The 23,731-nt window shown below is 31.0% G+C and carries 30 protein-coding genes and 1 other RNA gene; 18 read left to right on the top strand and 13 right to left on the bottom strand.

Annotated features, from left to right (window positions below; translation table 11 throughout):
• Window position 1 precedes the first annotated feature (1 nt).
• Complete coding sequence (locus BDW25_RS10865) at window positions 2-172, bottom strand: hypothetical protein (protein WP_002448117.1); 171 nt, start codon at window positions 170-172, stop codon at window positions 2-4.
• A gap of 187 nt (window positions 173-359) precedes the next feature.
• Between BDW25_RS10865 and BDW25_RS03710 the strand changes: the two genes are divergently transcribed.
• A complete protein-coding gene (locus BDW25_RS03710; RefSeq protein ID WP_133944841.1) occupies window positions 360-1,148 on the top strand; it encodes a hypothetical protein in 789 nt (262 codons plus the stop codon).
• 52 nt (window positions 1,149-1,200) lie between these two features.
• Here the strand turns inward: BDW25_RS03710 and BDW25_RS03705 are convergent, their stop codons facing one another.
• On the bottom strand, window positions 1,201-1,428 hold the full coding sequence (locus tag BDW25_RS03705) for a hypothetical protein (protein ID WP_002448224.1): 228 nt from the start codon (window positions 1,426-1,428) through the stop codon (window positions 1,201-1,203).
• A 270-nt stretch (window positions 1,429-1,698) separates the two neighbouring features.
• Here BDW25_RS03705 and BDW25_RS03700 point away from each other — a divergent pair, with 270 nt between their 5' ends.
• The 13 genes from BDW25_RS03700 (at window position 1,699) to BDW25_RS03640 (ending at window position 15,223) form a co-directional block, all read left to right on the top strand.
• Window positions 1,699-2,718: a sugar-binding transcriptional regulator gene (locus BDW25_RS03700; RefSeq protein ID WP_002455605.1), complete on the top strand. Its 1,020-nt coding sequence runs from the start codon at window positions 1,699-1,701 to the stop codon at window positions 2,716-2,718.
• Window positions 2,719-2,764: 46 nt separating this feature from the next.
• Window positions 2,765-3,772: a type I glyceraldehyde-3-phosphate dehydrogenase gene (gap, locus tag BDW25_RS03695; protein WP_002448134.1), complete on the top strand. Its 1,008-nt coding sequence runs from the start codon at window positions 2,765-2,767 to the stop codon at window positions 3,770-3,772.
• 144 nt (window positions 3,773-3,916) lie between these two features.
• A complete protein-coding gene (locus BDW25_RS03690; protein WP_002448058.1) occupies window positions 3,917-5,107 on the top strand; it encodes a phosphoglycerate kinase in 1,191 nt (396 codons plus the stop codon).
• Window positions 5,108-5,218: 111 nt separating this feature from the next.
• A complete protein-coding gene (tpiA, locus tag BDW25_RS03685; RefSeq protein WP_049432213.1) occupies window positions 5,219-5,980 on the top strand; it encodes a triose-phosphate isomerase in 762 nt (253 codons plus the stop codon).
• Window positions 5,981-5,982: 2 nt separating this feature from the next.
• On the top strand, window positions 5,983-7,500 hold the full coding sequence (gene gpmI, locus BDW25_RS03680; RefSeq protein WP_133944839.1) for a 2,3-bisphosphoglycerate-independent phosphoglycerate mutase: 1,518 nt from the start codon (window positions 5,983-5,985) through the stop codon (window positions 7,498-7,500).
• A 131-nt stretch (window positions 7,501-7,631) separates the two neighbouring features.
• Entirely contained in the window at window positions 7,632-8,936 is a 1,305-nt protein-coding gene (gene eno / locus BDW25_RS03675) for a surface-displayed alpha-enolase (protein ID WP_002448208.1), read from the top strand.
• A gap of 173 nt (window positions 8,937-9,109) precedes the next feature.
• Window positions 9,110-9,580, top strand: a complete 471-nt coding sequence (locus BDW25_RS03670; RefSeq protein WP_049418665.1) for a hypothetical protein — start codon at window positions 9,110-9,112, stop codon at window positions 9,578-9,580.
• 67 nt (window positions 9,581-9,647) lie between these two features.
• On the top strand, window positions 9,648-9,881 hold the full coding sequence (gene secG / locus BDW25_RS03665) for a preprotein translocase subunit SecG (RefSeq protein ID WP_002448159.1): 234 nt from the start codon (window positions 9,648-9,650) through the stop codon (window positions 9,879-9,881).
• Window positions 9,882-10,085: 204 nt separating this feature from the next.
• On the top strand, window positions 10,086-10,826 hold the full coding sequence (locus tag BDW25_RS03660) for an alpha/beta hydrolase (RefSeq protein WP_002448246.1): 741 nt from the start codon (window positions 10,086-10,088) through the stop codon (window positions 10,824-10,826).
• Between the two features lie 37 nt (window positions 10,827-10,863).
• A complete protein-coding gene (rnr, locus tag BDW25_RS03655) occupies window positions 10,864-13,242 on the top strand; it encodes a ribonuclease R (RefSeq protein WP_070671699.1) in 2,379 nt (792 codons plus the stop codon).
• 24 nt (window positions 13,243-13,266) lie between these two features.
• Entirely contained in the window at window positions 13,267-13,737 is a 471-nt protein-coding gene (gene smpB / locus BDW25_RS03650; protein ID WP_002448235.1) for an SsrA-binding protein SmpB, read from the top strand.
• A gap of 86 nt (window positions 13,738-13,823) precedes the next feature.
• Window positions 13,824-14,185: a transfer-messenger RNA gene (gene ssrA / locus BDW25_RS03645) on the top strand.
• A 96-nt stretch (window positions 14,186-14,281) separates the two neighbouring features.
• Window positions 14,282-15,223 carry a cation diffusion facilitator family transporter gene (locus tag BDW25_RS03640; protein ID WP_002448097.1) on the top strand — a complete coding sequence of 314 codons (942 nt, stop codon included), beginning with the start codon at window positions 14,282-14,284 and terminating at the stop codon, window positions 15,221-15,223.
• A gap of 54 nt (window positions 15,224-15,277) precedes the next feature.
• Here the strand turns inward: BDW25_RS03640 and BDW25_RS10860 are convergent, their stop codons facing one another.
• The 8 genes from BDW25_RS10860 to tsaA all read right to left on the bottom strand — a co-directional run bounded on the left by BDW25_RS10860 (window position 15,278) and on the right by tsaA (window position 19,134).
• Complete coding sequence (locus tag BDW25_RS10860; RefSeq protein WP_002455572.1) at window positions 15,278-15,454, bottom strand: hypothetical protein; 177 nt, start codon at window positions 15,452-15,454, stop codon at window positions 15,278-15,280.
• A 135-nt stretch (window positions 15,455-15,589) separates the two neighbouring features.
• Entirely contained in the window at window positions 15,590-16,306 is a 717-nt protein-coding gene (locus BDW25_RS03635; RefSeq protein ID WP_133944837.1) for a hypothetical protein, read from the bottom strand.
• A 132-nt stretch (window positions 16,307-16,438) separates the two neighbouring features.
• The gene (locus BDW25_RS03630; protein WP_133944835.1) at window positions 16,439-16,666 is read right to left on the bottom strand and encodes a hypothetical protein; all 228 of its coding nucleotides are present in this window, start codon (window positions 16,664-16,666) and stop codon (window positions 16,439-16,441) included.
• Between the two features lie 155 nt (window positions 16,667-16,821).
• Window positions 16,822-17,106 (bottom strand): hypothetical protein, encoded by a 285-nt coding sequence (locus tag BDW25_RS03625; protein ID WP_002448116.1) that lies wholly within the window; start codon window positions 17,104-17,106, stop codon window positions 16,822-16,824.
• 76 nt (window positions 17,107-17,182) lie between these two features.
• Window positions 17,183-17,929 (bottom strand): poly-gamma-glutamate hydrolase family protein, encoded by a 747-nt coding sequence (locus BDW25_RS03620; protein ID WP_002448118.1) that lies wholly within the window; start codon window positions 17,927-17,929, stop codon window positions 17,183-17,185.
• 73 nt (window positions 17,930-18,002) lie between these two features.
• Window positions 18,003-18,569 (bottom strand): lipoprotein N-acylation protein LnsA, encoded by a 567-nt coding sequence (gene lnsA / locus BDW25_RS03615; protein ID WP_369962964.1) that lies wholly within the window; start codon window positions 18,567-18,569, stop codon window positions 18,003-18,005.
• Window positions 18,570-18,665: 96 nt separating this feature from the next.
• Window positions 18,666-18,854 (bottom strand): type II toxin-antitoxin system toxin TsaT, encoded by a 189-nt coding sequence (gene tsaT, locus BDW25_RS03610; protein ID WP_002448257.1) that lies wholly within the window; start codon window positions 18,852-18,854, stop codon window positions 18,666-18,668.
• Between the two features lie 22 nt (window positions 18,855-18,876).
• Window positions 18,877-19,134, bottom strand: coding sequence for a type II toxin-antitoxin system antitoxin TsaA (gene tsaA, locus BDW25_RS11010; protein WP_002455569.1), 258 nt, complete (start codon window positions 19,132-19,134; stop codon window positions 18,877-18,879).
• 454 nt (window positions 19,135-19,588) lie between these two features.
• On the opposite strand from tsaA, the gene BDW25_RS03600 reads away from it, so the two are divergent.
• Complete coding sequence (locus BDW25_RS03600; RefSeq protein ID WP_002448195.1) at window positions 19,589-19,792, top strand: sterile alpha motif-like domain-containing protein; 204 nt, start codon at window positions 19,589-19,591, stop codon at window positions 19,790-19,792.
• Here BDW25_RS03600 and BDW25_RS03595 read toward each other — a convergent pair.
• A complete protein-coding gene (locus BDW25_RS03595) occupies window positions 19,784-20,026 on the bottom strand; it encodes a hypothetical protein (RefSeq protein WP_002448133.1) in 243 nt (80 codons plus the stop codon). The two genes, BDW25_RS03600 and BDW25_RS03595, sit on opposite strands and share 9 nt — an antisense overlap.
• Before the next feature lie 194 nt (window positions 20,027-20,220).
• On the opposite strand from BDW25_RS03595, the gene BDW25_RS03590 reads away from it, so the two are divergent.
• Window positions 20,221-20,820, top strand: coding sequence for a histidine phosphatase family protein (locus tag BDW25_RS03590; protein WP_002448069.1), 600 nt, complete (start codon window positions 20,221-20,223; stop codon window positions 20,818-20,820).
• 14 nt (window positions 20,821-20,834) lie between these two features.
• On the opposite strand, the gene BDW25_RS03585 is transcribed toward BDW25_RS03590, so the two are convergent.
• Entirely contained in the window at window positions 20,835-21,326 is a 492-nt protein-coding gene (locus BDW25_RS03585; protein WP_002448223.1) for a GNAT family N-acetyltransferase, read from the bottom strand.
• A gap of 451 nt (window positions 21,327-21,777) precedes the next feature.
• Window positions 21,778-22,200, bottom strand: a complete 423-nt coding sequence (locus BDW25_RS03580; RefSeq protein ID WP_002448074.1) for an organic hydroperoxide resistance protein — start codon at window positions 22,198-22,200, stop codon at window positions 21,778-21,780.
• 161 nt (window positions 22,201-22,361) lie between these two features.
• Between BDW25_RS03580 and aroD the strand changes: the two genes are divergently transcribed.
• Both aroD and BDW25_RS03570 read left to right on the top strand, forming a co-directional pair.
• Complete coding sequence (gene aroD / locus BDW25_RS03575) at window positions 22,362-23,087, top strand: type I 3-dehydroquinate dehydratase (RefSeq protein ID WP_049418674.1); 726 nt, start codon at window positions 22,362-22,364, stop codon at window positions 23,085-23,087.
• Window positions 23,088-23,156: 69 nt separating this feature from the next.
• Window positions 23,157-23,696, top strand: coding sequence for a nitroreductase family protein (locus BDW25_RS03570; protein ID WP_002448165.1), 540 nt, complete (start codon window positions 23,157-23,159; stop codon window positions 23,694-23,696).
• Window positions 23,697-23,731: the final 35 nt, after the last annotated feature.

Genomic DNA, 23,731 nt, shown 5'->3' with positions numbered 1-23,731 from the left:
ATTACTTTATAAATAAGATTAAGAATAATATGATTATAGGAATTAAAATGCCAATAAATATATCAAATTTTGAGTTTTTACTTTCATCAAAATCATCATTACTTAACATCATAGATTTAATTTTATTGCTTGAATGATGTTTGAATAATGTGTTAAAAGTATCTTTTTTCATTTTGTCACTCCAAAATTTACATCATATTGATAGTGTAGTTATTTATATATGATGTTATCATATATAATTGAATGAGTATTTCATTTATATATGTACTTAAGTATTTTAATATTTTTTTAAAAGGAAATAATGTAAAATAGATTGCTATATTAAAGGATGAATAGATAATTAAGAAGTGAGGGAGTCCATGTCAAAAAAAAATAGAAATCTTAAAGATTATGAAGCACATGAAAAGAAAAAGATGAGTGGTATTTCTAAAATAATTAGTACACTTATTGTGCTTCTATTACTTGGTGGATTGGTGTTTGCAGTTTTTGCTTTTGTGGATAATTCAAACAGAGTCAATGAACGTTTAAATAATCAGTCAACGGAAGAACATAAAGATAAGAAAGATAAAGATACTGAAAGTGATAAAAAGAATGAAGAAAGTACGCGAGAAAATACAACAAGTGAAAACAATACAAATAATAGTAAAGAAAATAAATTAGATAACGTAAAAAATCCAAATGTAACTGATAACTATTCTAATGAGCAAAATAATTCAATAAAAGTACAACCTACTAATCAAGATAAAACAGCTCAAACGCAGCAATCTTCTAAAGAAACATCTACAAAACAACCTAATACAAATCAAATTCAAAGTACTCAACAAAAAGAAAACTCACAAACTCAACAAAAAGAAAACGCACCAACTCAAGAAAAAGCAACGCAAGAAGAAACAGATAAATCAAATGAAAACACTCAGTCAAGTCAATCTTCTCGTTCTAAGGATTCAACTGAAACATCACAACATAAGTCAAGTAACAATGACACAACTACTACACAAGAACGAGCTAATACAAATCAATCATCCCAAACACAAAAATCAACGATGCAACCATCTACTACCGAACTTAAAACACAATCATCTAGTTCAACTACTTCAGAATCAAAAAGTAATACCCAACAATCTCAAAGATCTTCAAACGAAGAATAAAAAAAGACCTAGGTATATACACATTTTACCATGTGTGTATCTCTAGGTTTTTTTAAAATATCCAGTTAAGCAAGAATGTTAAGATAATTGAAAGAACAATCGATATAAAAATAGAAGAGAAACAACCAAAAGGACAACCACAACCATAGTGATATCGTATTGTATTGTGATGTTCAGAAATATCTCGATATTCTTGTTCTCTTTTAAAATAGTCATCATCTTTATATCTATTATCAGAAGGATCTAAAACTTCTACATCCTTATTGTCTTTATATTTCAAAGTGATTCCTCCTATCTAGTTAATGTTTAATTTATAATTCATCATTTTTGAAAAACCTATCTATAAGGTTAACTCTATTGCATTTACTATACCCTATTTTAAATATTTAACAGATTATTTAAAATAATAAAGGTTTTCACTTGCTTTTTTATAACGACAATAGTAGTATTGCAATTGTAAAGAGGTTGAATTTTGTCCCACCTGGGACAAAAAAAGTCAAACCCCCTCTAACTCTCGATTACCTTTTGAGAAAATAGGAGGAAGGTAGTAGTGAAAGACCTGATTAAACTACAACAAAAGTTGGTTCCTGACTTAGTTGATAAAATGTATCGACGTTTCTCTATCTTAACGACAATTTCAAATAATGAACCTGTTGGACGTAGAAGTTTAAGCGAACATATGGATATTACAGAAAGGGTCTTAAGAACAGAAACAGACATATTAAAAAAGCAAAATCTTATACAAGTAAAATCAACTGGTATGGAAATCACTGAAGAAGGTACAAAAGTACTTAATCAATTAAGTGATTACTTTAAAGTGTATAAAGATGATAATCACTACGCTAAACATATTAAGTCCAACTTCGGAATTAAAGAAGTATATGTCATACCTGGAAATGCTGACATGCATGAAGAAGTTAAGTCTGAGATGAGTAGACAAGCAGGTCATTTACTAGAAGATATATTGTATGAAGATGCAATTGTATCAGTGACAGGTGGATCAACAATGGCTAATGTTAGCCGAGCAATGCATTTATTACCATTTAATGTGTTTTTTGTTCCTGCACGTGGTGGTCTTGGTGAAAATATGGTTTATCAAGCAAATACAATTGCAGCAAGTATGGCACAACAAAGTGGTGGTTATTATACCACGCTATATGTACCAGATAATGTTAGCGAATCAACATATAATACATTGCTGATGGAACCATCAGTTGTGCATACATTAGAAAAAATTAAACAAGCAAATATAACAATACACGGTATTGGTGATGCGCTGAAGATGGCGCACCGTAGACAATCATCTGATGAGGTGATTGAAAGACTTCAACATCATCAAGCCGTTGGAGAAGCTTTTGGATATTATTTTGACGCTCAAGGTCATGTAGTTCAAAAAGTAAAAACTATTGGATTACAACTTGAAGATTTAGAAAGCAAAGATTTTATATATGCTGTTGCTGGCGGCATGTCTAAGGGAGAAGCTATCAAAGCATATCTCAGTATTGCCCCCAAAAATACAATATTAATTACTGATGAAGCAGCAGCTAAAGTAATACTAAATAAGGAATAAAAAGTTATTTAACTTTTTAAATATCATTTTAAAGGAGGCCATTATAATGGCAGTAAAAGTAGCAATTAATGGTTTTGGTAGAATTGGTCGTTTAGCATTCAGAAGAATTCAAGACGTAGAAGGTATTGAAGTAGTTGCAGTAAACGACTTAACAGACGACGAAATGTTAGCTCATTTATTAAAATATGACACTATGCAAGGTCGCTTTAACGGAGACGTAGAAGTAGTTGAAGGTGGTTTCCGTGTAAATGGTAAAGAAGTTAAATCTTTTGAAGAACCAGATGCAAGTAAATTACCATGGGGCGATTTAGATATCGACGTAGTATTAGAATGTACTGGTTTCTATACAGAAAAAGAAAAAGCTGAAGCACACATTAATGCAGGAGCTAAAAAAGTATTAATTTCTGCTCCAGCCAAAGGTGATGTTAAAACTATCGTATTTAACACAAACCACAAAGACTTAGATGGATCTGAAACAGTAGTATCAGGTGCTTCATGTACTACAAACTCATTGGCACCAGTTGCTAAAGTTTTAAATGACGAATTTGGTATTGTTGAAGGTTTAATGACAACTATCCATGCTTACACTGGTGACCAAATGACTCAAGATGGTCCACACAGAAAAGGTGACAAACGTCGTGCACGTGCAGCAGCACAAAACATCGTGCCTAACTCAACAGGTGCAGCTAAAGCTATCGGTAAAGTAATTCCTGAAATCGATGGTAAATTAGATGGTGGAGCACAACGTGTACCAGTAGCTACTGGTTCATTAACTGAAGTAACAGTTGTATTAGAAAAAGAAGTAACAGTTGAAGATGTTAACAAAGCAATGAAAAATGCTGCTGACGAATCATTCGGTTACACTGAAGATGAAATCGTATCATCAGATATTGTTGGTATGAACTTTGGTTCATTATTCGATGCAACTCAAACTCGTGTCATCTCAGTTGGCGACAAACAATTAGTTAAAGTAGCTGCTTGGTATGACAACGAAATGTCTTATACTTCTCAATTAGTACGTACTTTAGAATATTTAGCTGAATTAACTAAATAATTTCGTAGCCTAGTTTAATAAAACTTGTGCTCAGTACACTTATATAAAATGTTGAATTAAGTTAGCTTATGAGTAAGCGGGGAGCACTAACGCTTCTCCGCTTATTTTTATATTAATAATTCCTATTTAAAGGAGGAAATTATAATGGCAAAAAAAATTGTTTCTGATTTAGACTTAAAAGGAAAAGTTGTACTTGAACGTGCTGACTTTAACGTACCTTTAAAAAATGGTGAAATTACAAATGATAACCGTATTGTTCAAGCCTTACCAACAATTAAATATATTTTAGAACAAGGCGGTAAATTGGTATTATTCTCTCACTTAGGTAAAGTTAAAGAAGAAAGTGATAAAAAAGAGTTAACTTTAAAACCAGTAGCAGATTCATTAACTGAAAAATTAGGCAAAGAAGTTGTGTTTGTTCCAGAAACACGCGGTGAAAAATTAGAATCTGCAATTAAAAATTTAAATGAAGGCGATGTATTATTAGTTGAAAATACTCGTTTTGAAGATTTAGACGGTAAAAAAGAATCTAAAAATGATTCTGAATTAGGTAAGTATTGGGCATCATTAGGTGATGTGTTTGTAAATGATGCATTTGGTACTGCACACCGTGAACATGCTTCAAATGTTGGTATTTCTACTCATCTAGAAACAGCTGCAGGTTACCTAATGGAAAAAGAAATTAAATTTATTGGTGGTGTGGTAAATGACCCGCATAAACCAGTTGTGGCTATTTTAGGTGGTGCTAAAGTATCTGACAAAATTGGTGTTATTAAAAATTTAGTGAATATCGCTGATAAAATCATTATTGGTGGCGGTATGGCATATACATTTTTAAAAGCACAAGGTAAAGAAATTGGTCTATCTTTATTAGAAGAAGATAAAATTGACTTTGCTAAAGAACTTTTAGAAAAAAATGGCGATCAAATTGTATTACCTGTTGATTGTAAAGTAGCTAAAGAATTTTCAAACGATGCTAAAATCACTGAAGTATCTATTGATGAAATTCCAAGTGATCAAGAAGCAATGGATATTGGACCAAAAACAATAGAGTTATTTACTAAAGAATTACAAGGTGCTCATACAGTAGTATGGAACGGACCTATGGGTGTATTTGAATTTAGTAATTTTGCTAAAGGTACAATTGGTGTATGTAAAGCAATTGCTAACTTAGAAGATGCAATCACAATTATCGGTGGCGGTGATTCAGCAGCGGCTGCAATTTCACTAGGATTTGAAGAGGATTTCACTCATATTTCAACTGGTGGCGGTGCTTCATTAGAATACCTTGAAGGTAAAGAATTACCTGGTATCAAAGCAATTAACGATAAATAATATTTATTTAAATCATAAAAATGTTTCTTTTATGATTTTCATGGGAAAACAATAAAAGAACGTAAATATTTATAATTAATTTTAAATTTATTAATAATAGGAGTGTCAATAATGAGAAAACCAATCATAGCTGGTAACTGGAAAATGAATAAAACAGTTCAAGAAGCTAAAGACTTTGTAAACAATTTACCTACATTACCTGATGAAAAGGAAGTTGAATCAGTAATTTGTGCGCCAACAATTCAATTAGATGCATTAATCTCTCTAGTGAATGATGGCAAAGCAAAAGGATTAAAAATTGGTGCTCAAAACACTTATTTTGAAGATAATGGTGCATATACAGGAGAAACTTCTCCAGTGGCATTAGCTGATTTAGGTGTTAAATATGTCGTTATTGGACATTCAGAACGTCGTGAATTATTCCATGAAACAGATGAAGATGTAAATAAAAAAGCACATGCAGTATTTAATCATGGAATGACACCAATTATTTGTGTTGGTGAAACAGATGAAGAAAGAGAAAATGGCAAAGCTAACCAAGTAGTAAGCAACCAAGTAAAAGAAGCAGTAAAAGGCTTGTCAGAAGATCAACTTAAAGAAGTTGTCATTGCTTACGAACCAATTTGGGCAATCGGTACTGGTAAATCAGCTACTTCAGAAGATGCAAATGAAATGTGTGCACAAGTACGTAAAACAGTAGCAGACGTGTCTAGTCAAGATGTAGCTGATGCGACTCGTATTCAATATGGTGGTAGTGTGAAACCAAATAATGTTAAAGAATATATGGCTCAATCAGATATCGATGGTGCATTAGTTGGTGGCGCATCACTTAAAGTAGATGATTTTGTACAATTGTTAGAAGGTGCTAAATAATTATGGCTAAACAACCAACAGCATTAATTATTTTAGACGGTTTTGCTAACCGTGAAAGTGAACATGGTAATGCAGTAAAACAAGCGCATAAACCCAATTTCGATCGTTATTACAACACATATCCTACGACTCAAATTGAAGCAAGTGGTTTAGATGTTGGCCTTCCCGAAGGTCAAATGGGTAACTCTGAAGTAGGTCATATGAATATAGGTGCAGGTCGTATTGTCTATCAAAGTTTAACTCGTATTAATAAATCCATTGAAGATGGTGATTTCTACGAAAATGAAGTGTTAGGTAAAGCAGCTCAACACGTTAAAGATCACGATTCAGCATTACATGTATTTGGTTTACTTTCAGATGGCGGTGTTCACAGTCATTACAAACATTTATTTGCATTATTAGAACTTGCTAAACAAAAAGGTTTAGATAAAGTGTATGTACATGCATTTTTAGATGGTCGTGATGTAGATCAAAAATCAGCAATTAAATATATTGTAGAAACAGAAGCTAAATTTAAAGAACTTGGTGTAGGTCAATTTGCATCGATTTCAGGTCGTTATTACGCTATGGATCGTGATAAACGTTGGGATCGTGAAGAAAAAGCTTATAATGCTATTCGCAATTTCGAAGGACCTTCTTATGCGAGCGCTAAAGAAGGTGTAGAAGCGAATTATGAAAATGACGTTACAGACGAATTTGTTGAACCTTTCATAGTTGAAGGACAAAATGAAGGTGTTCAAGATGGTGATGCTGTTATCTTCTTCAATTTCCGTCCTGATAGAGCAGCACAATTATCTGAAATATTTACAAATAAAGCATTTGACGGCTTTAAAGTTGAGCGTGTAAATGATTTATTCTATGCAACATTTACTAAATATAATGATAATGTTGATGCAGAAGTCGTATTTGAAAAAGTTGATTTAACTAATACAATTGGTGAAGTTGCTCAAAATAATAATTTAAAACAATTACGTATTGCAGAAACTGAAAAATACCCACATGTTACTTATTTCATGAGTGGTGGACGTAATGAAGAATTTGAAGGTGAACGTCGTCGCTTAATCGATTCACCTAAAGTTGCTACGTATGATTTAAAACCTGAAATGAGTGCATACGAAGTTAAAGATACATTGTTAGAAGAGTTAGACAAAGGTGATTTAGATTTAATTATTTTAAACTTTGCTAACCCTGATATGGTAGGTCATAGTGGTATGCTTGAACCAACAATCAAAGCAATTGAAGCAGTAGATGAATGTTTAGGTGAAGTGGTTGATAAAATTTTAGATATGAATGGCTATGCAATAATTACAGCTGACCATGGTAACTCAGATCAAGTTTTAACTGATGATGATCAACCTATGACTACTCATACTACAAACCCAGTTCCAGTAATTGTTACTAAAGAAGATGTAACATTACGTGAAACTGGTCGTTTAGGTGACTTAGCACCTACATTACTAGACTTATTAAATGTTGAACAACCGTCAGACATGACAGGTGAATCTTTAATTAAGCATTAGTAAAGTTGTAAATACTAAGATGATTTAATATTATTCTTTAATATTAAGTCATCTTAGTATAAATATTTTATTAAATAACAAAAAATAGTTATAATAATTAAGGAATCTAAATTTAAAGGAGATTATTTATTATGCCAATTATTACAGATGTTTATGCTCGCGAAGTATTAGACTCACGTGGTAACCCAACAGTTGAAGTTGAAGTATTAACTGAAAGTGGTGCTTTTGGTCGTGCTTTAGTACCTTCAGGTGCTTCTACTGGTGAACACGAAGCAGTTGAATTACGTGATGGAGATAAATCACGTTATAGCGGTAAAGGTGTTACAAAAGCTGTTGAAAATGTAAACGAAATTATCGCTCCAGAAATCGTTGAAGGTGAATTTTCAGTTTTAGATCAAGTATCAATTGATAAAATGATGATTCAATTAGACGGAACACCTAACAAAGGTAAATTAGGTGCAAACGCTATTTTAGGTGTGTCTATTGCCGTTGCACGTGCAGCTGCTGACTTATTAGGTCAACCATTATACAAATATTTCGGTGGATTTAACGGTAAACAATTACCAGTGCCAATGATGAATATTGTTAACGGTGGTTCTCACTCAGATGCACCAATTGCATTCCAAGAATTCATGATTTTACCAACTGGGGCTGAATCATTTAAAGAAGCATTACGTTGGGGTGCTGAAATTTTCCATAACTTAAAATCAATTTTAAGTGAACGCGGATTAGAAACTGCTGTAGGTGACGAAGGTGGTTTTGCTCCAAGATTTGACGGTACTGAAGATGCAGTTGAAACAATCATTAAAGCGATTGAAAAAGCTGGTTACAAACCAGGCGAAGATGTATTCTTAGGATTTGACTGTGCGTCATCTGAATTCTATGAAAATGGTGTATATGACTACACTAAATTCGAAGGTGAACATGGTGCGAAACGTAGTGCAGCTGAACAAGTTGACTACTTAGAAGAATTAATTAGTAAATATCCAATCATTACAATTGAAGATGGTATGGATGAAAATGACTGGGACGGTTGGAAACAATTAACTGATCGTATCGGTGACAAAGTTCAATTAGTAGGTGACGATTTATTCGTAACTAATACTGAAATTCTTTCTAGAGGTATTGAACAAGGTATTGGTAACTCAATCTTAATCAAAGTAAACCAAATTGGTACATTAACTGAAACATTTGATGCTATTGAAATGGCTCAAAAAGCTGGTTACACTGCGGTAGTATCTCACCGTTCTGGTGAAACTGAAGATACAACAATTGCTGATATCGCAGTAGCAACAAATGCTGGTCAAATTAAAACTGGTTCATTATCAAGAACAGATCGTATTGCGAAATATAATCAATTACTACGTATTGAAGATGAATTATTTGAAACAGCAAAATTTGACGGAATTAAATCTTTCTACAATTTAGATAAATAATTTTAGTAACATACTAAAATTAATAGAGTTCACGCGTTTGCCTGTCATAGAGTTGAGACTATGACAGGCTTTTTTTAATATAAAATTTTAAATAATAGCCTCGAAGTGTAAGATTTAACTTCATTGATGAAACTGATATAATAATCCTGTAATTGAAAGAAGGAGAATTGAAGATGGATCAACAACTTAATCAGTCAAATAAAAGAGAACGTATTGCCGGTCAATGGATTGGATATAGTTCGCTTGTATTTTGTATATTATTAATTATCCATAATTTTATTGCTTTAGATGCTCACACTGCTAAAACACTGTTAACACTAGCACATCAAGAAGCATCAAGCAGTGCAGTAGATAACATTTTAAATAGTTTTAGATATACAGGTATTATGTATATTCTCGCATATTTAGCTGGAGTAATTGCTTTATGGAATCGACATAAATATCTTTGGTGGTTTATGTTTGCCGTATATGTATCAAATGTATTATTTACACTTGTCAACTTAACGATGGTGTTAAATGCTATTATTGAAACAAAATCTATTTTATTTATTTTACCTATTTTAATCGTCGTGATTGGTTCAACAATATTAGCAATATATATGTTAATTATTTCAATTGTACGTAAAAGTACATTTAATCGATAGTATTTGATAACTATATTAAGAATATGTTATAATTCGGAACGTATATAATGAACGGAGGACAATTTTCATGCATACATTATTTATGGTCTTATTAATTATTGATTGTATTGCATTAATTACTGTTGTATTACTCCAAGAAAGTAAAAGTAATGGACTTTCGGGTGCGATTAGTGGGGGCGCTGAACAGTTATTTGGTAAGCAAAAACAACGTGGCGTCGATTTATTCTTGCATAGATTGACAATTGTGTTAGCCATCATTTTCTTTTTAATAATGATTGGAATAAGTTATTTTGGTTTATAAGGTCCGACGATATCAATGTCGGGCTTTTTTATTTATAATAGAGTTAACACATTTTATAATGAAATCATTATTTTAATATGATCATCAATGCATATTTTTAAGCTATTAAGGGAATAAAATAGATTGATTATATAATGAATACAATCTATTAGTACAAAATAAAAAAGTAATCATATTATAATTTTTGTTAGAGAGGGATAAAAAATGCAAATTAAGTTACCTCAACCTTTCTTTTTCCAAGAAGGTAAAAGAGCAGTCTTACTCTTACATGGATTCACCGGTAATTCATCTGATGTAAGACAACTTGGTAGATTTTTACAAAAAAAGGGTTATACTTCCTATGCACCACAGTATGAAGGGCATGCTGCGCCACCAGAAGAGATATTAAAATCTAGTCCATATGTATGGTTTAAAGATGTACTTGATGGCTATGATTATCTTGTAGAACAAGGTTATGAAGATATAGCGGTAGCTGGATTGTCATTAGGCGGTGTATTTGCATTGAAGTTAAGTTTAAACCGTCCTGTAAAAGGTATCATAACAATGTGTGCACCTGCCGAAGTAAAAACAGAAGGTACAATCTATGAAGGTTTTTTAGAATATGCACGTAATTTTAAAAAATATGAAGGTAAAGACCAAGCAACGATTGATAAAGAAATGGAAGATTTTCATCCTACTGAAACACTCAAAGAACTTAGTGATACGTTAAGTCGTGTGCGTAATGATGTAGATGAAGTTTTAGATCCTATTTTAGTAGTTCAAGCTGAAAAAGATGAAATGATTGATCCTCAGTCAGCAAATTATATATATGAAAATGTAGATTCAGATGAAAAACAAATTAAATGGTATGCAAATTCAGGACATGTCATTACAATTGATAAAGAAAAAGAACAAGTGTTTGAAGATGTATATGAGTTTTTAGAAGGATTAGACTGGTCTGAATAAATCATAAAAATAATTGATTAAAGAAAGGAGGGGCATGATGAATTTAAAGCAATCCATTGAAGAAATTGTAAAACAACCTGATTATGAACCGATGTCTGTATCAGACTTTCAAGATGCTTTAGGTCTTAGTAGTGCCGACTCATTTAGAGAATTAATAAAGGTGCTCGTTGAACTTGAACAAGTAGGATTGGTAGAGCGAACAAAGACAGATCGCTATCAACGTAAAGCATCAAATAAGAACTTAAGTTCAAAATTAATAAGAGGTACTTTAAGTCAAAATAAAAAAGGCTTTGCTTTTTTACGCCCAGAAAACGAAGAATTTGAAGATATTTTTATTCCACCAACAAAGATTAACCGTGCTTTAGATGGAGATACAGTAATAGTTGAATTACAAAAATCCAGAGGAGAGCATCGTGGAAAAGTTGAAGGTGAAGTAAAATCTATAGAAAAACATTCTGTCACACAAGTGGTAGGTACGTATAGTGAAGCAAAACATTTTGGTTTTGTCATTCCTGATGATAAACGTATTATGCAAGATATATTTATACCTAAAGGACAGAGTCTTGGAGCCGTAGATGGTCATAAAGTACTTGTCCAAATCACAAAATATGCTGATGGCACAGATAATCCAGAAGGACATGTTTCTGCTATTCTAGGTCATAAAAATGATCCAGGAGTAGATATTCTTTCAATTATATATCAGCATGGAATTGAGATTGAATTTCCTGATGAGGTATTAAAAGAAGCGGAATCAGTCCCTGAAGAAATAAAACCCGAAGAAATTAAAGGACGAAGAGATTTAAGAAACGATCTTACAATTACAATAGATGGTGCAGATGCTAAAGATTTAGACGATGCAATTAGCGTTAAACGTCTAGATAATGGACATACGGAATTGACAGTAAGTATTGCAGACGTAAGTTATTACGTAAAAGAAGGCTCTGCGCTAGATAAAGAAGCTTATGATAGAGCAACGAGTGTATATTTAGTAGACCGTGTTATTCCAATGATTCCACACCGTTTAAGTAATGGTATCTGTTCATTAAATCCTGAAGTAGATCGTTTAACATTAAGTTGTCGTATGGAAATAAATGAGCGTGGCGAAGTGGTGAATCATGACATATTTGATAGTGTTATTCATTCAAACTATCGTATGACGTATGATGCAGTGAATCAAATTATTACCGAAAAAAATACAGAAGTGCGTCAACAATACAGTGAAATTGTTCCAATGTTAGATTTGGCACAAGATTTATCTAATCGACTTGTCCGTATGCGTAAACGTCGTGGTGAAATTGATTTTGATATTAATGAAGCTAAAGTATTGGTCAATCAAGAAGGCCTACCTACAGATGTAATATTGCGAGAACGTGGTGAAGGAGAGCGTTTAATTGAATCATTTATGTTAGCAGCCAATGAAACAGTTGCTGAACATTTTAACAAATTAGAAGTGCCATTTATTTATCGTGTTCATGAACAACCAAAATCAGATCGATTACGCCAGTTCTTCGACTTTATTACTAATTTTGGTATTATGGTTAAAGGCACAGGCGAAGATATTCATCCTTCAACATTACAATCTATCCAAGAAGAAGTTGAAGGTCGTTCTGAGCAAATGGTTATTTCAACAATGATGTTACGTTCAATGCAACAAGCACATTATGATGATACGAATTTAGGTCATTTTGGCTTGTCAGCAGAATATTATACACATTTTACTTCTCCGATTCGTCGTTATCCAGATTTAACTGTCCATCGCTTAATTCGTAAGTATCTTGTCGATCACTCTATGAATCATAAAGAGATGCATCAATGGGAAGAAACATTACCAGAATTAGCAGAACATACATCTCAACGTGAACGTCGTGCAATTGAAGCAGAAAGAGATACAGATGAGTTGAAGAAAGCAGAGTATATGATTCAACATATTGGCGATGAATTTGAAGGTATTGTAAGCTCTGTTGCCAATTTTGGTATGTTCATTGAATTACCAAATACGATAGAAGGTATGGTTCATATTTCTAATATGACAGATGATTATTATCAATTTGATGAACGACAAATGGCATTGATAGGTGAACGACATGCTAAAGTGTTTAGAATTGGTGATGAGGTAACAGTTAAAGTTACTCATGTAGACGTAGATGAACGCATGATAGATTTCCAAATTGTTGGCATGCCATTACCTAAAAAGGATAAATCACAGCGTCCTGCTCGTGGAAAAACGATTCAAGCTAAAACACGTGGTAAATCTTTAGATAAATCTAAAGATAATCATCAAAAAAACAAAAAGAAAAAGCGTAAACAACGTAAGGGTAAAAATCAACGTCAACGTGATAAACAAAGCTCAACTAAGCATAAACCTTTTTATAAAGATAAACATATTAAGAAAAAAGCGCGTCGTAAGAAAAAATAATCAGCAAAGAGGTGACATACATTAATGGCCAAGAAAAAAACAAAATCACCAGGTACGTTGGCTGAAAACCGTAAAGCAAGACATGATTATAATATTGAAGATACCATTGAAGCAGGCATTGTGCTTCAAGGTACAGAAATTAAATCGATTCGACGTGGTAGTGCGAACTTAAAAGATAGTTATGCACAAGTGAAGCGTGGAGAAATGTACATTAATAATATGCATATTGCTCCATACGAAGAAGGAAATCGTTTTAATCATGATCCATTACGGTCAAGAAAGTTGTTATTGCATAAAAAAGAGATTATCAAACTAGGCGAACGTACAAGAGAAATTGGATATTCGATTATTCCTTTAAAATTGTATTTAAAACATGGACAATGTAAAGTTTTATTAGGCATAGCTCGTGGTAAAAAACTGCATGATAAACGTCAAGCATTGAAAGATAAAGCAATGAAACGAGACGTTGATCGTGCAATGAAAGCCCGTTATTAAGCATAATTGTTGCTTAATCGGGCTCTATTTGTTATGATAAGTAAAGTTGTTTAAATTAAACTGTATCTTATATTTTATGATATTGCGGGGGCGTTTTTGGATTCGACAGGGGTCCCCCGAGCTTATTAAGCGTGTCGGAGGGTTGTCTCCGTCATCAACACATTCGGTTAAATATAACTGACAAATCAAACAATAATTTAGCAGTAGCTGCGTAATAGCACTCTGCATCGCCTAACAGCATTTCCTATGTGCTGTTAACGCGATTCAACCCTAATAGGATATGCTAAACACTGCCGTTTGAAGTCTGTTTAGATGAAATTTAATCAAACTAGCATATTGTTGGTTGTCTGTTGCTTACCAATATGCGAAATGAATCAATAGACTACACACGTAGAAAGATTTGTATCAGGACCTCTGGACGCGGGTTCGAATCCCGCCGCCTCCATCTTATAGCTTGTAACCTTATTGGTTGCAGGTTTTTTTAATATATATTAGGGTAGTTTTAAAGAAAATAGTTTATAATTTAATTGTTTGGAGAGAAGTAATGAACAATCAATCAAAATATTTTCATCATGTAGAACATAGGAAATTTCAAAGTAGTTCAAAAGCAACGCTTTGGTCTTCTTTGATTATTACGCTGATTTTTACAATTGTAGAGTTTGTAGGTGGATTATATGCTAATTCACTTGCTTTATTATCAGATTCATTCCATATGTTAAGTGATGTTTTGGCACTAGGATTGTCTATGCTTGCTATTTATTTTGCAAGTAAGCCTCCAACGAAACATTATACGTATGGATTTTTAAGATTAGAAATTATTGTAGCTTTCTTAAATGGTTTAGCATTAATTGTTATTTCGTTAGGTATTATGTACGAAGGCATTTTGAGAATCATACATCCTGAACCGGTAGCAAGTGGTATTATGATATTTGTAGCTGTATTAGGTCTTATTATAAATATCATTTTAACACTTATTTTATTTAGATCTTTAAGAAAAGAAGATAATGTCAATATTCAAAGTGCATTATGGCATTTTTTCGGAGATTTATTAAATTCAATTGGCGTTATCGTAGCAGTAGTACTTATTCATTTTACTGGGTGGGCAATTATTGATCCAATCATTAGTATCATCATTTCTCTTATCATTTTAAATGGTGGTTATAAAATAATTAAAAATGCTTGGAAAGTATTAATGGAGCGTATTCCAGATGGATATGATTCAGATGAAATTATTAATGCAATGAAAAGCGTTGAAGGCGTTATAGATGTGCATGAGTTTCATTTATGGAGCATCACTACAAACCATAGTTCATTGAGTGCTCATGTTGTTTTAAGTGATGAATATACTAAATGGCCGTATTCAACGGTTAATAAAGTTTCTGAATTGTTGAAAGAAAAATATAATTTAGAACATGTTACACTACAAATTGAAAATATTCATCTTAACCATTTAGACGAAGATTACTTTAAACAATACGAAGAATGATAATTAAATAGGAGTGGAAGCGATGGATAGTAAGAGCGCTTCTACTCCTTATTTTTAGTTTTTATTTATTTTTTTACTATCTATGCGTTCAGAATTGCCTTTGGATTTGTGTGCTTTTGGATTATTCTTTTTATGTGCACTTTCGTTTACATCTTTGACTGTATCATTACTATGACTACATGCACCTAATATTAGAAAGCTTGAAAGCGTTAGTAAGGCTAATTTTTTCATTGTCTCATCCCTTTGTTTTAAGTCGTATCATATTTTAGTATGGCATATTAAATGTAATATTCAATAAATATTTATAAATTTTAAAATGATGTCAAAAATAAAAGATAGAGCCTCAAAGCTCTACCTTTTTTATTATTAATTGTTTATTTGGTTTATATTATTATTCGTATTATTACTTTGTGTATTTTGAGTTGTATTTAATGTGCTATTTTGATTTACATTATTAGTGTTGTCTTTTGTTGTATTAGATTCATTTGTATGATTATATTGAGTACTATTTTGACTATTCTGGTTGTGAGTAGAATGTGTTTGTTTTGAATCATTATTTGCTGAATTCGTCTGATATTGAGATGTGTCTTGTTGTTGTGTTGAAGGTTCTTGCTGTCGTTGTGTAGAATTTTGATTATTTGTAGTCGCATTATTTTGTTCAGTAGTTGGGTTTTCTTGTTGTATTGATTGTTGTGTAGTTGGTGATTCTGATGACTGAATTGAATTTTCTTCTGTGGCGGGTGTGTTTTCTTGAGTGGAAGGAGTATCCTGAATAGACTCATGTGATGTATCCTTATTATTTTTCTTAGAATTATTTTCTTTTTTATTGTTATTTTCTTTATTTGTTTTATTATCTTTAGGCTTTTCTTTTTTTATAGGAGTGATGCCACTTTTAGAGGGATTATTACTCTCAATGACTTTATGAATACCCAGTGCAAGCATACTTAATAAGATAATAATAATAGCCATAGCAAGCATTTTTAAGTAATTTTTATTTTTAAAAATAGCAATAATACCAAAAATAATGACTATACAAGCGATTAAAAATAAAGTAATGCCTAGATAGAATATAATTTTATCCATAACTGACCTCCATCATTACAATATGTCAATCAAATTTCACTATAAATATTACATAATAAATATTAATATTTATTTAACATTTTATTATTTTTTTAAAACAATTTAGTTGATAAAATTATTAATATAATAGTGTTATTCATTCGATTTATTGTAAATATTAATTTCTTCATTTTTAAAATTGATTGAAACATATAAATGTTCATCATATGTATTAATAGGAAGAGAGGATGTATTCAGTTTAAACTCTGATAGAATTTTAAATGAACTGTTATTTAAAGGTTCAACTATAGATACATCATTTTCGTTTTGTTGTATAAGTAGATTTCTATTCGTCATATTATTAATTTTCCAATGATTCATGTAAACTCACCTCTATTAAAAATAAAAAGCCTGAAACATACTCAATACATATGTGCAGGCTTTAAAAGTTATATTCATAATTAAATAAATATATTTATTTAAGACTTTTAAGCAAATATTCTTGAATAGAAATAACTTGAAAAAATTAGATATTCTTAATTAAAGCTTTGTTCAATTTCAGTAAAAGCTTTATTTGTAACTTTAATATTATCAATTCTATCAGACATAATATTTCCATCTAGATAGCCATGATCAATAAGAACTTTGCAATTTTCTAAGAAATCACTATATTTTCTATCGCAAAAATAATCATCTTGAGCTGTAATACTATCTTTAAAATTATTTGCTTCTTCCTCTGTTTGTCCACTATTTGAACGTTCCATATATAGCTTATAAAATTTTGCTACTGTATATTTTTGTTCTTTAGTTAACTCGTCCATAGAAACGCCTCCTAAACTCATTACTTATATATACCCAAATTAATTTAATTAAAAAACTAAAAAAACGATATTACATTTATTGCGCTTTTTTAATACCTTGATCTACTGCTTCGGCAAATTTATAAAATGTTCTCGTATAATTTTTTGAATATCGTCTATTATTTTTATCCAATTTATTATGTTTAAAAAACAAAGCTCGCTGGCGGGTCGTCAATTCCAGTTGCACTCCTGTATCTTTTTTATCTCTATTAATAATATTATTATAGGAAAGGGCCTCAATTCCTTTAGGCGTTTTTTGTACTGTAAATCCATGATGAGTTAATGAATGACGTAATGTTTGAACTAATTTTTTATCTTTACCACCTACGTAAACAATGGGTTCATCGCCTGCATATCCGTGAATAGATATTGTTTTTGACGAATGGTTGAGCATATCTAATAATTGAGGTTCATCAAAAACAGTAGAAGTAATATGTAGTTGAGCATTATTATCTGAACGTAGACCTTCAAATGAATAAAAATTATATTGACCAATATTTGAAATACGACGAGCGAGTTCAGTGGTTCCAGGTTCAATACTTCCACCATGAATAGCTGTAATTAAGGTATCGCTGTGCTTACGGTGTTTTGTGATTATTTTCCAATCTTTATTTTTTGTTGTATGTTGTTTTAAATCATTAAAGTTAGCATAGTAATCTAAGGATTGATGTTGTTTTAACTCAAAATGTTTATAAAAGTAAAGAAAGAGAAGAATAAATAATATAATAATAAGAGTTAAAAACATATAATAAAAGAATCGATAATGTAATTTTTTGTTTTTCATAAAAATAAGTTGTTCCTTTATATATCATTTCTTAGTATAGAAAAGTATAGTGTAACGCCATATTCTTTAACTATTAGTATTTTTTTACTAGTTTAAGACGATAGTCATTATTAAAATTATCAACTAAAGCATATGGAGAGATAATTAGTAAACCATGATCATTTATCGTATCTTTACTTACACCATATTTGTATGCTTGATAGATAATTTTAGTACAATAAGTAAAGCGTTCACTTTTTAAATTAAGTGTAACTAAATAAGTTTTATCACTATTTTTATAATGAGCTTTTGCCCAATTAGCTGCTTTTTGACCTGCATTAGGATACTCACAACGATATATTTTAATCCAATCATTTTTTTTAACGCCAAATCGCTGTTTAAATGATTCGAAAGATTCAATAATAGGCTTATCGCCGGGTCCTTCAATTTGTAAAACTGTATCATGATCTAAAGCAATACTTGAATGTCCAAAGAAACCAAATAATACCGGACCTTTTGTAAGAATAATATCACCAGGTTGTAATTTGAAATCATTTCCTTTTTCTGAAGATGAAGAAGTGGAACTTATAGATGCATAAGTATGAGAAGAGAACGCGAAAAATAGTAATAAAATGAAAATCACAAATATAATACGTTTCAATTGAATAATCTTCAATTTATATCTCCTTAATCGTTTTATAGAGAAACATATAAAAAAGAACAAAATAAAATCGTATTTTGTTCTTTTAAACCCTATTTATAAAATACCAAATAATAGTATATATATCAGTAAAGCAAAACCAAAAATATAGAAGATGACTGTAAAGCCTAAATATGATTCTTTACGTTCTTCTTTTTTAGATTTTAGCAATAACCCTAATATAATTGAAGCAGCAACAACAAATATAATACCCAGCCAAAGTAAAATCGTTAAATGTGTACTCATTTGTAAACCTCCCACATTTTAATTAAAAAAAGTTATATATCAGTGGATATATATAATATAAAAAAATGATTAGATTAGTTAAAAAAATTATTTCGCTTATAAGGTTTTTATCCAAGATAGCGGCAATTAAACTGAATGAAATAGTGAGGCCACATATGATTAAACCAGGTATGAGCCAGAAATAATCATCTAACTTAGGAAAATAGGTGACAATAATGTTAAAACCTAGAAATAAAAGGGTAATCATAATATTAATCCAAAATAATTTATTAATATTCATAGGTAGTGTCACCTCTATAACAATGATGTCTTTTTTATCATCATATCACTTCTTTAAAAGAAAGGTAAAACTTTAATCCTTATTAAAAGAATGACTTCGTAAATTTACATAAAAAAACCGGCGATTAAACTAAAATGTACTCATCGGCAGTCATAAATATGTATGATTAACTAATAAACGTATCAATTAAAAGGGGAAATCAAAAAAGTAAATAAAAGAGTATAAAAATTCGAAAAATCGTCACATTTACAGAAAATTAATATTCGCATAGAATGTTTTTAGTGAATAATTAGAAATAAAGTGTTTTAATTATTTTAATAAAATCAATTAAAACATTACAACTCTTATAAAAAATATAACTTACTGATGTGATTATATATAAATAAACATCATTCATTTAGAAACAATAAGATGATAGGAGATACTGAAATGTTGTAATGTGAGGAGGAAAAAAATGACATTTTATGATTTTGTTATTGGATTTATTAATGATGATACACCACTAGGAAGTTTAGCAAACTACATTGTAAATGATCATAAATTTCCCAAAAACGAACGCAATAATAAAGAAATTAGAGCATATGTGATGTCAAATTACGTTGATCACCAACTAATTGAAAGCGCTAATCGAGCAATGAGTCTCTATAAATTAATTTGAATTAGGATAGTACCAATTTTGTTGCTTTAACGCATTCCATATATCTTTAGTTTTAAAGTTTAATTCATTATCTCTAATTGAAAAAGGTTCTATAATTTCTCTATCTAACCACGAATGAATAAGTTCACTAGGAACTCCATCAAGTAACATTTCTGATTTACTTATTACAAAACATTCCCAATCTAATGAGAGCTTATTAGGATTGACATAATTGTATTGATGATGATCATTCACAATGAACGCTCCTTTATTTGTAAAACTTATAATTCATTATACCCATCACAATGAGAACCAAACGTGTATTAATTAATTTTTTACCTTTATTTATTTTTAAGTATAAAAAAATTAAGATATACTATGTATGGATTATAAAGTGGTGTAAAAGAAAGTTGCCTATATTATTTAAAAAATATATTGAGGTGAATGTAATGAGTAAAATACTCTATTTAATGAGACATGGACAAACTATGTTTAATTTAAGAGGGAAAGTACAAGGTGCAAGTGATTCTCCACTTACTGAATTAGGAATATCTCAAGCGAAGCAAGCAGGTCATTACTTTAAACATAATCATATTACTTTTGACGAAGCATATTCATCTAGTTCGGAACGGGCATGTGATACGTTAGAAAATGTTTTACCTGAACAAGCATATCAACGTAATAAAGGATTAAAAGAATGGAGTTTTGGACTATTTGAAGGGGATAGTGTTCAATTATTGGATGCAGTTTGGGATAAACACGACATTTTTGGAACTAGACTACGCTCTTTCGGAGGAGAAACGAAACATGAAGTTGAACATCGTATCGTTACGACATTAAGTAATTTATTAGAGTCCTCTAATGGAAAAACATTCTTAGCGGTAAGCCATGGTACAGCCATTCAGGTTTTTTTAAGAAAATGGATAGGTGATGATATGGCAAATCAATATATCATTGGAAATTGTTGTATTTTAAAATTTATTTATACACATGGAAAGTTTGAATTTCTCGATATGGTGGATCCTACAATCGATGATGCCAATAAGTAAAATCATTATCCTGACTATTTAATATCATAGAGTAGCCAATGAACATCAAAATAAGTATCATCTACTTTAAATGAGTTTTTTTCAATCCCTAAAGTTTCAAAACCAAGTGCAGTGAAAAAAATCTTTGCACCAATATGATTTGAGGTAATACAAGTCATTAGTTTTTCAATATGACGAGACTTTGCATAATTAATCACTTCACAGATTAAATTTTGCAAAGTAATCTCGTCTTTTTTGTCTTTTAAAAAGAGATTTTCTAACATTGCTTTATGTTGTGTGCCCACTTGTTTGAGTTGTCGCAATGTAACACCAGCCACAAGTTTTTCATTTTTAAAATTGCCAAAAATATTACAATACTCTTCTTCTTTAGATAGAATGTGTTTTAAGTAATTTGGAGACACATGTTGAAAATAAAGTTTATCCCATGAATAAGTATGTGAATCATTTGATATTAAAGTAATATATTGATTTAAATCGTTGTTAGTAAGAATTCTAACTTCTGACATTATACTCACCTCAAATTATTATTAGCATTTAAAAATCTATTTATACAAATTAATTGAATTATAAAAATTTTATAAAGTTTAATTAATAACTATATCCATAGAATAGCCTATTTTTAAAAATTATACAAAAAGTGTGAGAATACATAGACGTTAGAATATTATCTATCATACATCGATATCTTCAAACTTAATTGTTAGATAGGAAATGAAATGGAGTGGAACGGAATTCAATTTGAATTTGTCGTTCAATTCTAGCAATACATCCCCAAGGACGTAAATGTTCTTATTGAAAGTCATTATGTTAACTTTCATACTACTATTGAAATAACTTGATATCAGCTCTTTTTAATTCAGTCTTTATCTATCAACACATAAAAAAATCCTGAGACATAATGAGGTGTCTCAGGGTTTTTTAAAATTATAAAATTTTGATTTTAAAGAGTAATGCTAATTAGTCAACAACTTGAACATTTAAATCTACATCGATGTTGCCACGAGTTGCTTTTGAATATGGACAGAATTCGTGAGCATCTTGTAGATATTTTTCAGCGTCTTCTTGAGATAATACATTTTTAACTTTTGCATCAATAGATACGCTTAATTTTGGACTTTCAGCATTTGGATCATCTTCTAAGCGTACAGTTAAAGTTACCTCAGGTTCTGCTCCGCGAACTTTGTTTTGTTTTAAAATAAGGTCATATGCACCATTGAAGCATGAAGCATAGCCAGCTGCGAATAATTGTTCAGGGTTAGTTGCGTTTCCATCTGCTTGTTGTGGTGGTAATACATCTACATTTATTGCATTATCGTCTGTGTGTACGTGTCCTTTACGTCCACCAACGTTTGTTGCTTTAGTTTCATATTGAACTGCCATTATTATTACCTCCTAAATTCGAATACAATTATTATATACCCAACTAAAAAGTTTTAAATCATGATCTGTAAAAATTAAAAAGAATTTTAAACATTGGCGAGTGTGACATAAATAGTTTAAAATAATATAAAATTGTAAATGGCAAGAAAAGAAGGGATTATATGGCAGAAGTAAAGGTAGCTGCAACCATAGCACCTCAAGATATAATAGATAATGAAACGTTAAATAGTATCAATGATAATCATGCATATATAGATATCATTGAGTTGCGTATAGATCAGTGGGAGAGTCATCATCACGAACTTTTAATGAAAAACCTTTCACTTCTAAATGAAATAAAGAATCATTTCAAAATATTGGTGACATATCGCACAATTTCTCAAGGTGGAAAAGGTCAGTTAACTAATAAAGAATATTTACAGTTAATTGAAACAATTTCCTCAATAGATGAATGTCAAATGATAGATATAGAATGGGAGTCAAATATTGAGGTTGAGACGCATAAGCGTATTATAGAAAATGCACATCGTCATCAGAAACAAATAATTGTGTCCTATCATAATTTTTTAGAAACGCCACCGTTAGAAGAATTAAAATTCACATATTATAAAATGCAAAAATTAAATCCTGAGTATGTAAAAATTGCAGTAATGCCTAAGGAAAAACAGGACGTAGCAATGCTATTAGAAGCAGTAGCTTATACATCTAAAGCGATTTCTCAACAAGTTATTGGAATATCTATGTCTCATTTAGGATTAGTGAGCCGAACTGCTCAAGGTGTTTTTGGGGGTACAGTGTCATATGGTTGCTTAGGTGAACCTCAAGCACCAGGGCAGATTCATGTTAAAGAACTAAAAAAACAATTATTATTTTACGAAAGCATGTAGTATACATTGAAATGTCATCGATATCCGCGTATAATTGATAATAGTTATCAATATAGAGGAGCGATAATTGTGGAATTACAAGAAGTAATTTCTTTAAGAAGAAGTATAAAGAAATTTAAACATGATATGGTGATTAATGATGAAGATGTATTTAAAGCCATAGAACAAGCTACTGACGCTCCTAATCATGGTATGAGAGAACCGTGGAGAGTTATTCATGTTTCTAAAGATAGATTAGGAGATATGAGTAGAGATATTACACGTTTTGCCTTTCCAAATAGTCCAGAAAAACAAGAAGATCATTATAACGCGGTGACAAATTTAGGAGGTATGTTAGTTTTAGTACTTAAAACTGACCCACGACAACGACAAAATCGCGAAAACTTTTTTGCGATGGGTGCATACACTCAGAATCTAATGTTATTACTTTATGAAAAAGGTATTGGTACATGTTGGAAAACGCCATTGTACATCTTTGAACCAAAAGTAAGAAAAGCGTTTGGTATTGCTAAAGATGAAGCTATTGCAGGTTTATTGTATCTTACTGATTTAGAAGAGGTACCACCTAAAGCAAAACGTAAAAATAAACATTTAATCTCAGAATACTAAAGAAACCACACTCAAAATAACGAGTGTGGTTCTTT

It is taken from the genome of Staphylococcus sp. AtDRG32 (genome assembly GCF_004365845.1).
In the GTDB taxonomy this organism is placed as follows: Bacteria; Bacillota; Bacilli; order Staphylococcales; family Staphylococcaceae; genus Staphylococcus; species Staphylococcus hominis.
The sequence above is the reverse complement of the archived record's forward strand: the minus strand, read 5'-3'. Positions and strand labels throughout refer to the sequence as shown.

What these genes read in the sequence shown, in the direction of transcription:
- BDW25_RS03670 (WP_049418665.1), top strand. Translation starts at nt 9,110, where the DNA reads ATGGATCAACAACTTAATCAGTCAAATAAAAGAGAACGTATTGCCGGT.
- rnr (WP_070671699.1), top strand. Translation starts at nt 10,864, where the DNA reads ATGAATTTAAAGCAATCCATTGAAGAAATTGTAAAACAACCTGATTAT.
- BDW25_RS03580 (WP_002448074.1), bottom strand. Translation starts at nt 22,200, where the DNA reads ATGGCAGTTCAATATGAAACTAAAGCAACAAACGTTGGTGGACGTAAA.
- BDW25_RS10860 (WP_002455572.1), bottom strand. Translation starts at nt 15,454, where the DNA reads ATGAAAAAATTAGCCTTACTAACGCTTTCAAGCTTTCTAATATTAGGT.
- BDW25_RS03635 (WP_133944837.1), bottom strand. Translation starts at nt 16,306, where the DNA reads ATGGATAAAATTATATTCTATCTAGGCATTACTTTATTTTTAATCGCT.
- BDW25_RS03625 (WP_002448116.1), bottom strand. Translation starts at nt 17,106, where the DNA reads ATGGACGAGTTAACTAAAGAACAAAAATATACAGTAGCAAAATTTTAT.
- tsaT (WP_002448257.1), bottom strand. Translation starts at nt 18,854, where the DNA reads ATGAGTACACATTTAACGATTTTACTTTGGCTGGGTATTATATTTGTT.
- BDW25_RS03620 (WP_002448118.1), bottom strand. Translation starts at nt 17,929, where the DNA reads ATGAAAAACAAAAAATTACATTATCGATTCTTTTATTATATGTTTTTA.
- secG (WP_002448159.1), top strand. Translation starts at nt 9,648, where the DNA reads ATGCATACATTATTTATGGTCTTATTAATTATTGATTGTATTGCATTA.
- BDW25_RS03590 (WP_002448069.1), top strand. Translation starts at nt 20,221, where the DNA reads ATGAGTAAAATACTCTATTTAATGAGACATGGACAAACTATGTTTAAT.
- BDW25_RS03660 (WP_002448246.1), top strand. Translation starts at nt 10,086, where the DNA reads ATGCAAATTAAGTTACCTCAACCTTTCTTTTTCCAAGAAGGTAAAAGA.
- BDW25_RS03690 (WP_002448058.1), top strand. Translation starts at nt 3,917, where the DNA reads ATGGCAAAAAAAATTGTTTCTGATTTAGACTTAAAAGGAAAAGTTGTA.
- BDW25_RS03710 (WP_133944841.1), top strand. Translation starts at nt 360, where the DNA reads ATGTCAAAAAAAAATAGAAATCTTAAAGATTATGAAGCACATGAAAAG.
- aroD (WP_049418674.1), top strand. Translation starts at nt 22,362, where the DNA reads ATGGCAGAAGTAAAGGTAGCTGCAACCATAGCACCTCAAGATATAATA.
- gpmI (WP_133944839.1), top strand. Translation starts at nt 5,983, where the DNA reads ATGGCTAAACAACCAACAGCATTAATTATTTTAGACGGTTTTGCTAAC.
- BDW25_RS03585 (WP_002448223.1), bottom strand. Translation starts at nt 21,326, where the DNA reads ATGTCAGAAGTTAGAATTCTTACTAACAACGATTTAAATCAATATATT.
- eno (WP_002448208.1), top strand. Translation starts at nt 7,632, where the DNA reads ATGCCAATTATTACAGATGTTTATGCTCGCGAAGTATTAGACTCACGT.
- BDW25_RS03630 (WP_133944835.1), bottom strand. Translation starts at nt 16,666, where the DNA reads ATGAATCATTGGAAAATTAATAATATGACGAATAGAAATCTACTTATA.
- smpB (WP_002448235.1), top strand. Translation starts at nt 13,267, where the DNA reads ATGGCCAAGAAAAAAACAAAATCACCAGGTACGTTGGCTGAAAACCGT.
- tsaA (WP_002455569.1), bottom strand. Translation starts at nt 19,134, where the DNA reads ATGAATATTAATAAATTATTTTGGATTAATATTATGATTACCCTTTTA.
- tpiA (WP_049432213.1), top strand. Translation starts at nt 5,219, where the DNA reads ATGAGAAAACCAATCATAGCTGGTAACTGGAAAATGAATAAAACAGTT.
- gap (WP_002448134.1), top strand. Translation starts at nt 2,765, where the DNA reads ATGGCAGTAAAAGTAGCAATTAATGGTTTTGGTAGAATTGGTCGTTTA.
- BDW25_RS03600 (WP_002448195.1), top strand. Translation starts at nt 19,589, where the DNA reads ATGACATTTTATGATTTTGTTATTGGATTTATTAATGATGATACACCA.
- BDW25_RS03640 (WP_002448097.1), top strand. Translation starts at nt 14,282, where the DNA reads ATGAACAATCAATCAAAATATTTTCATCATGTAGAACATAGGAAATTT.
- BDW25_RS10865 (WP_002448117.1), bottom strand. Translation starts at nt 172, where the DNA reads ATGAAAAAAGATACTTTTAACACATTATTCAAACATCATTCAAGCAAT.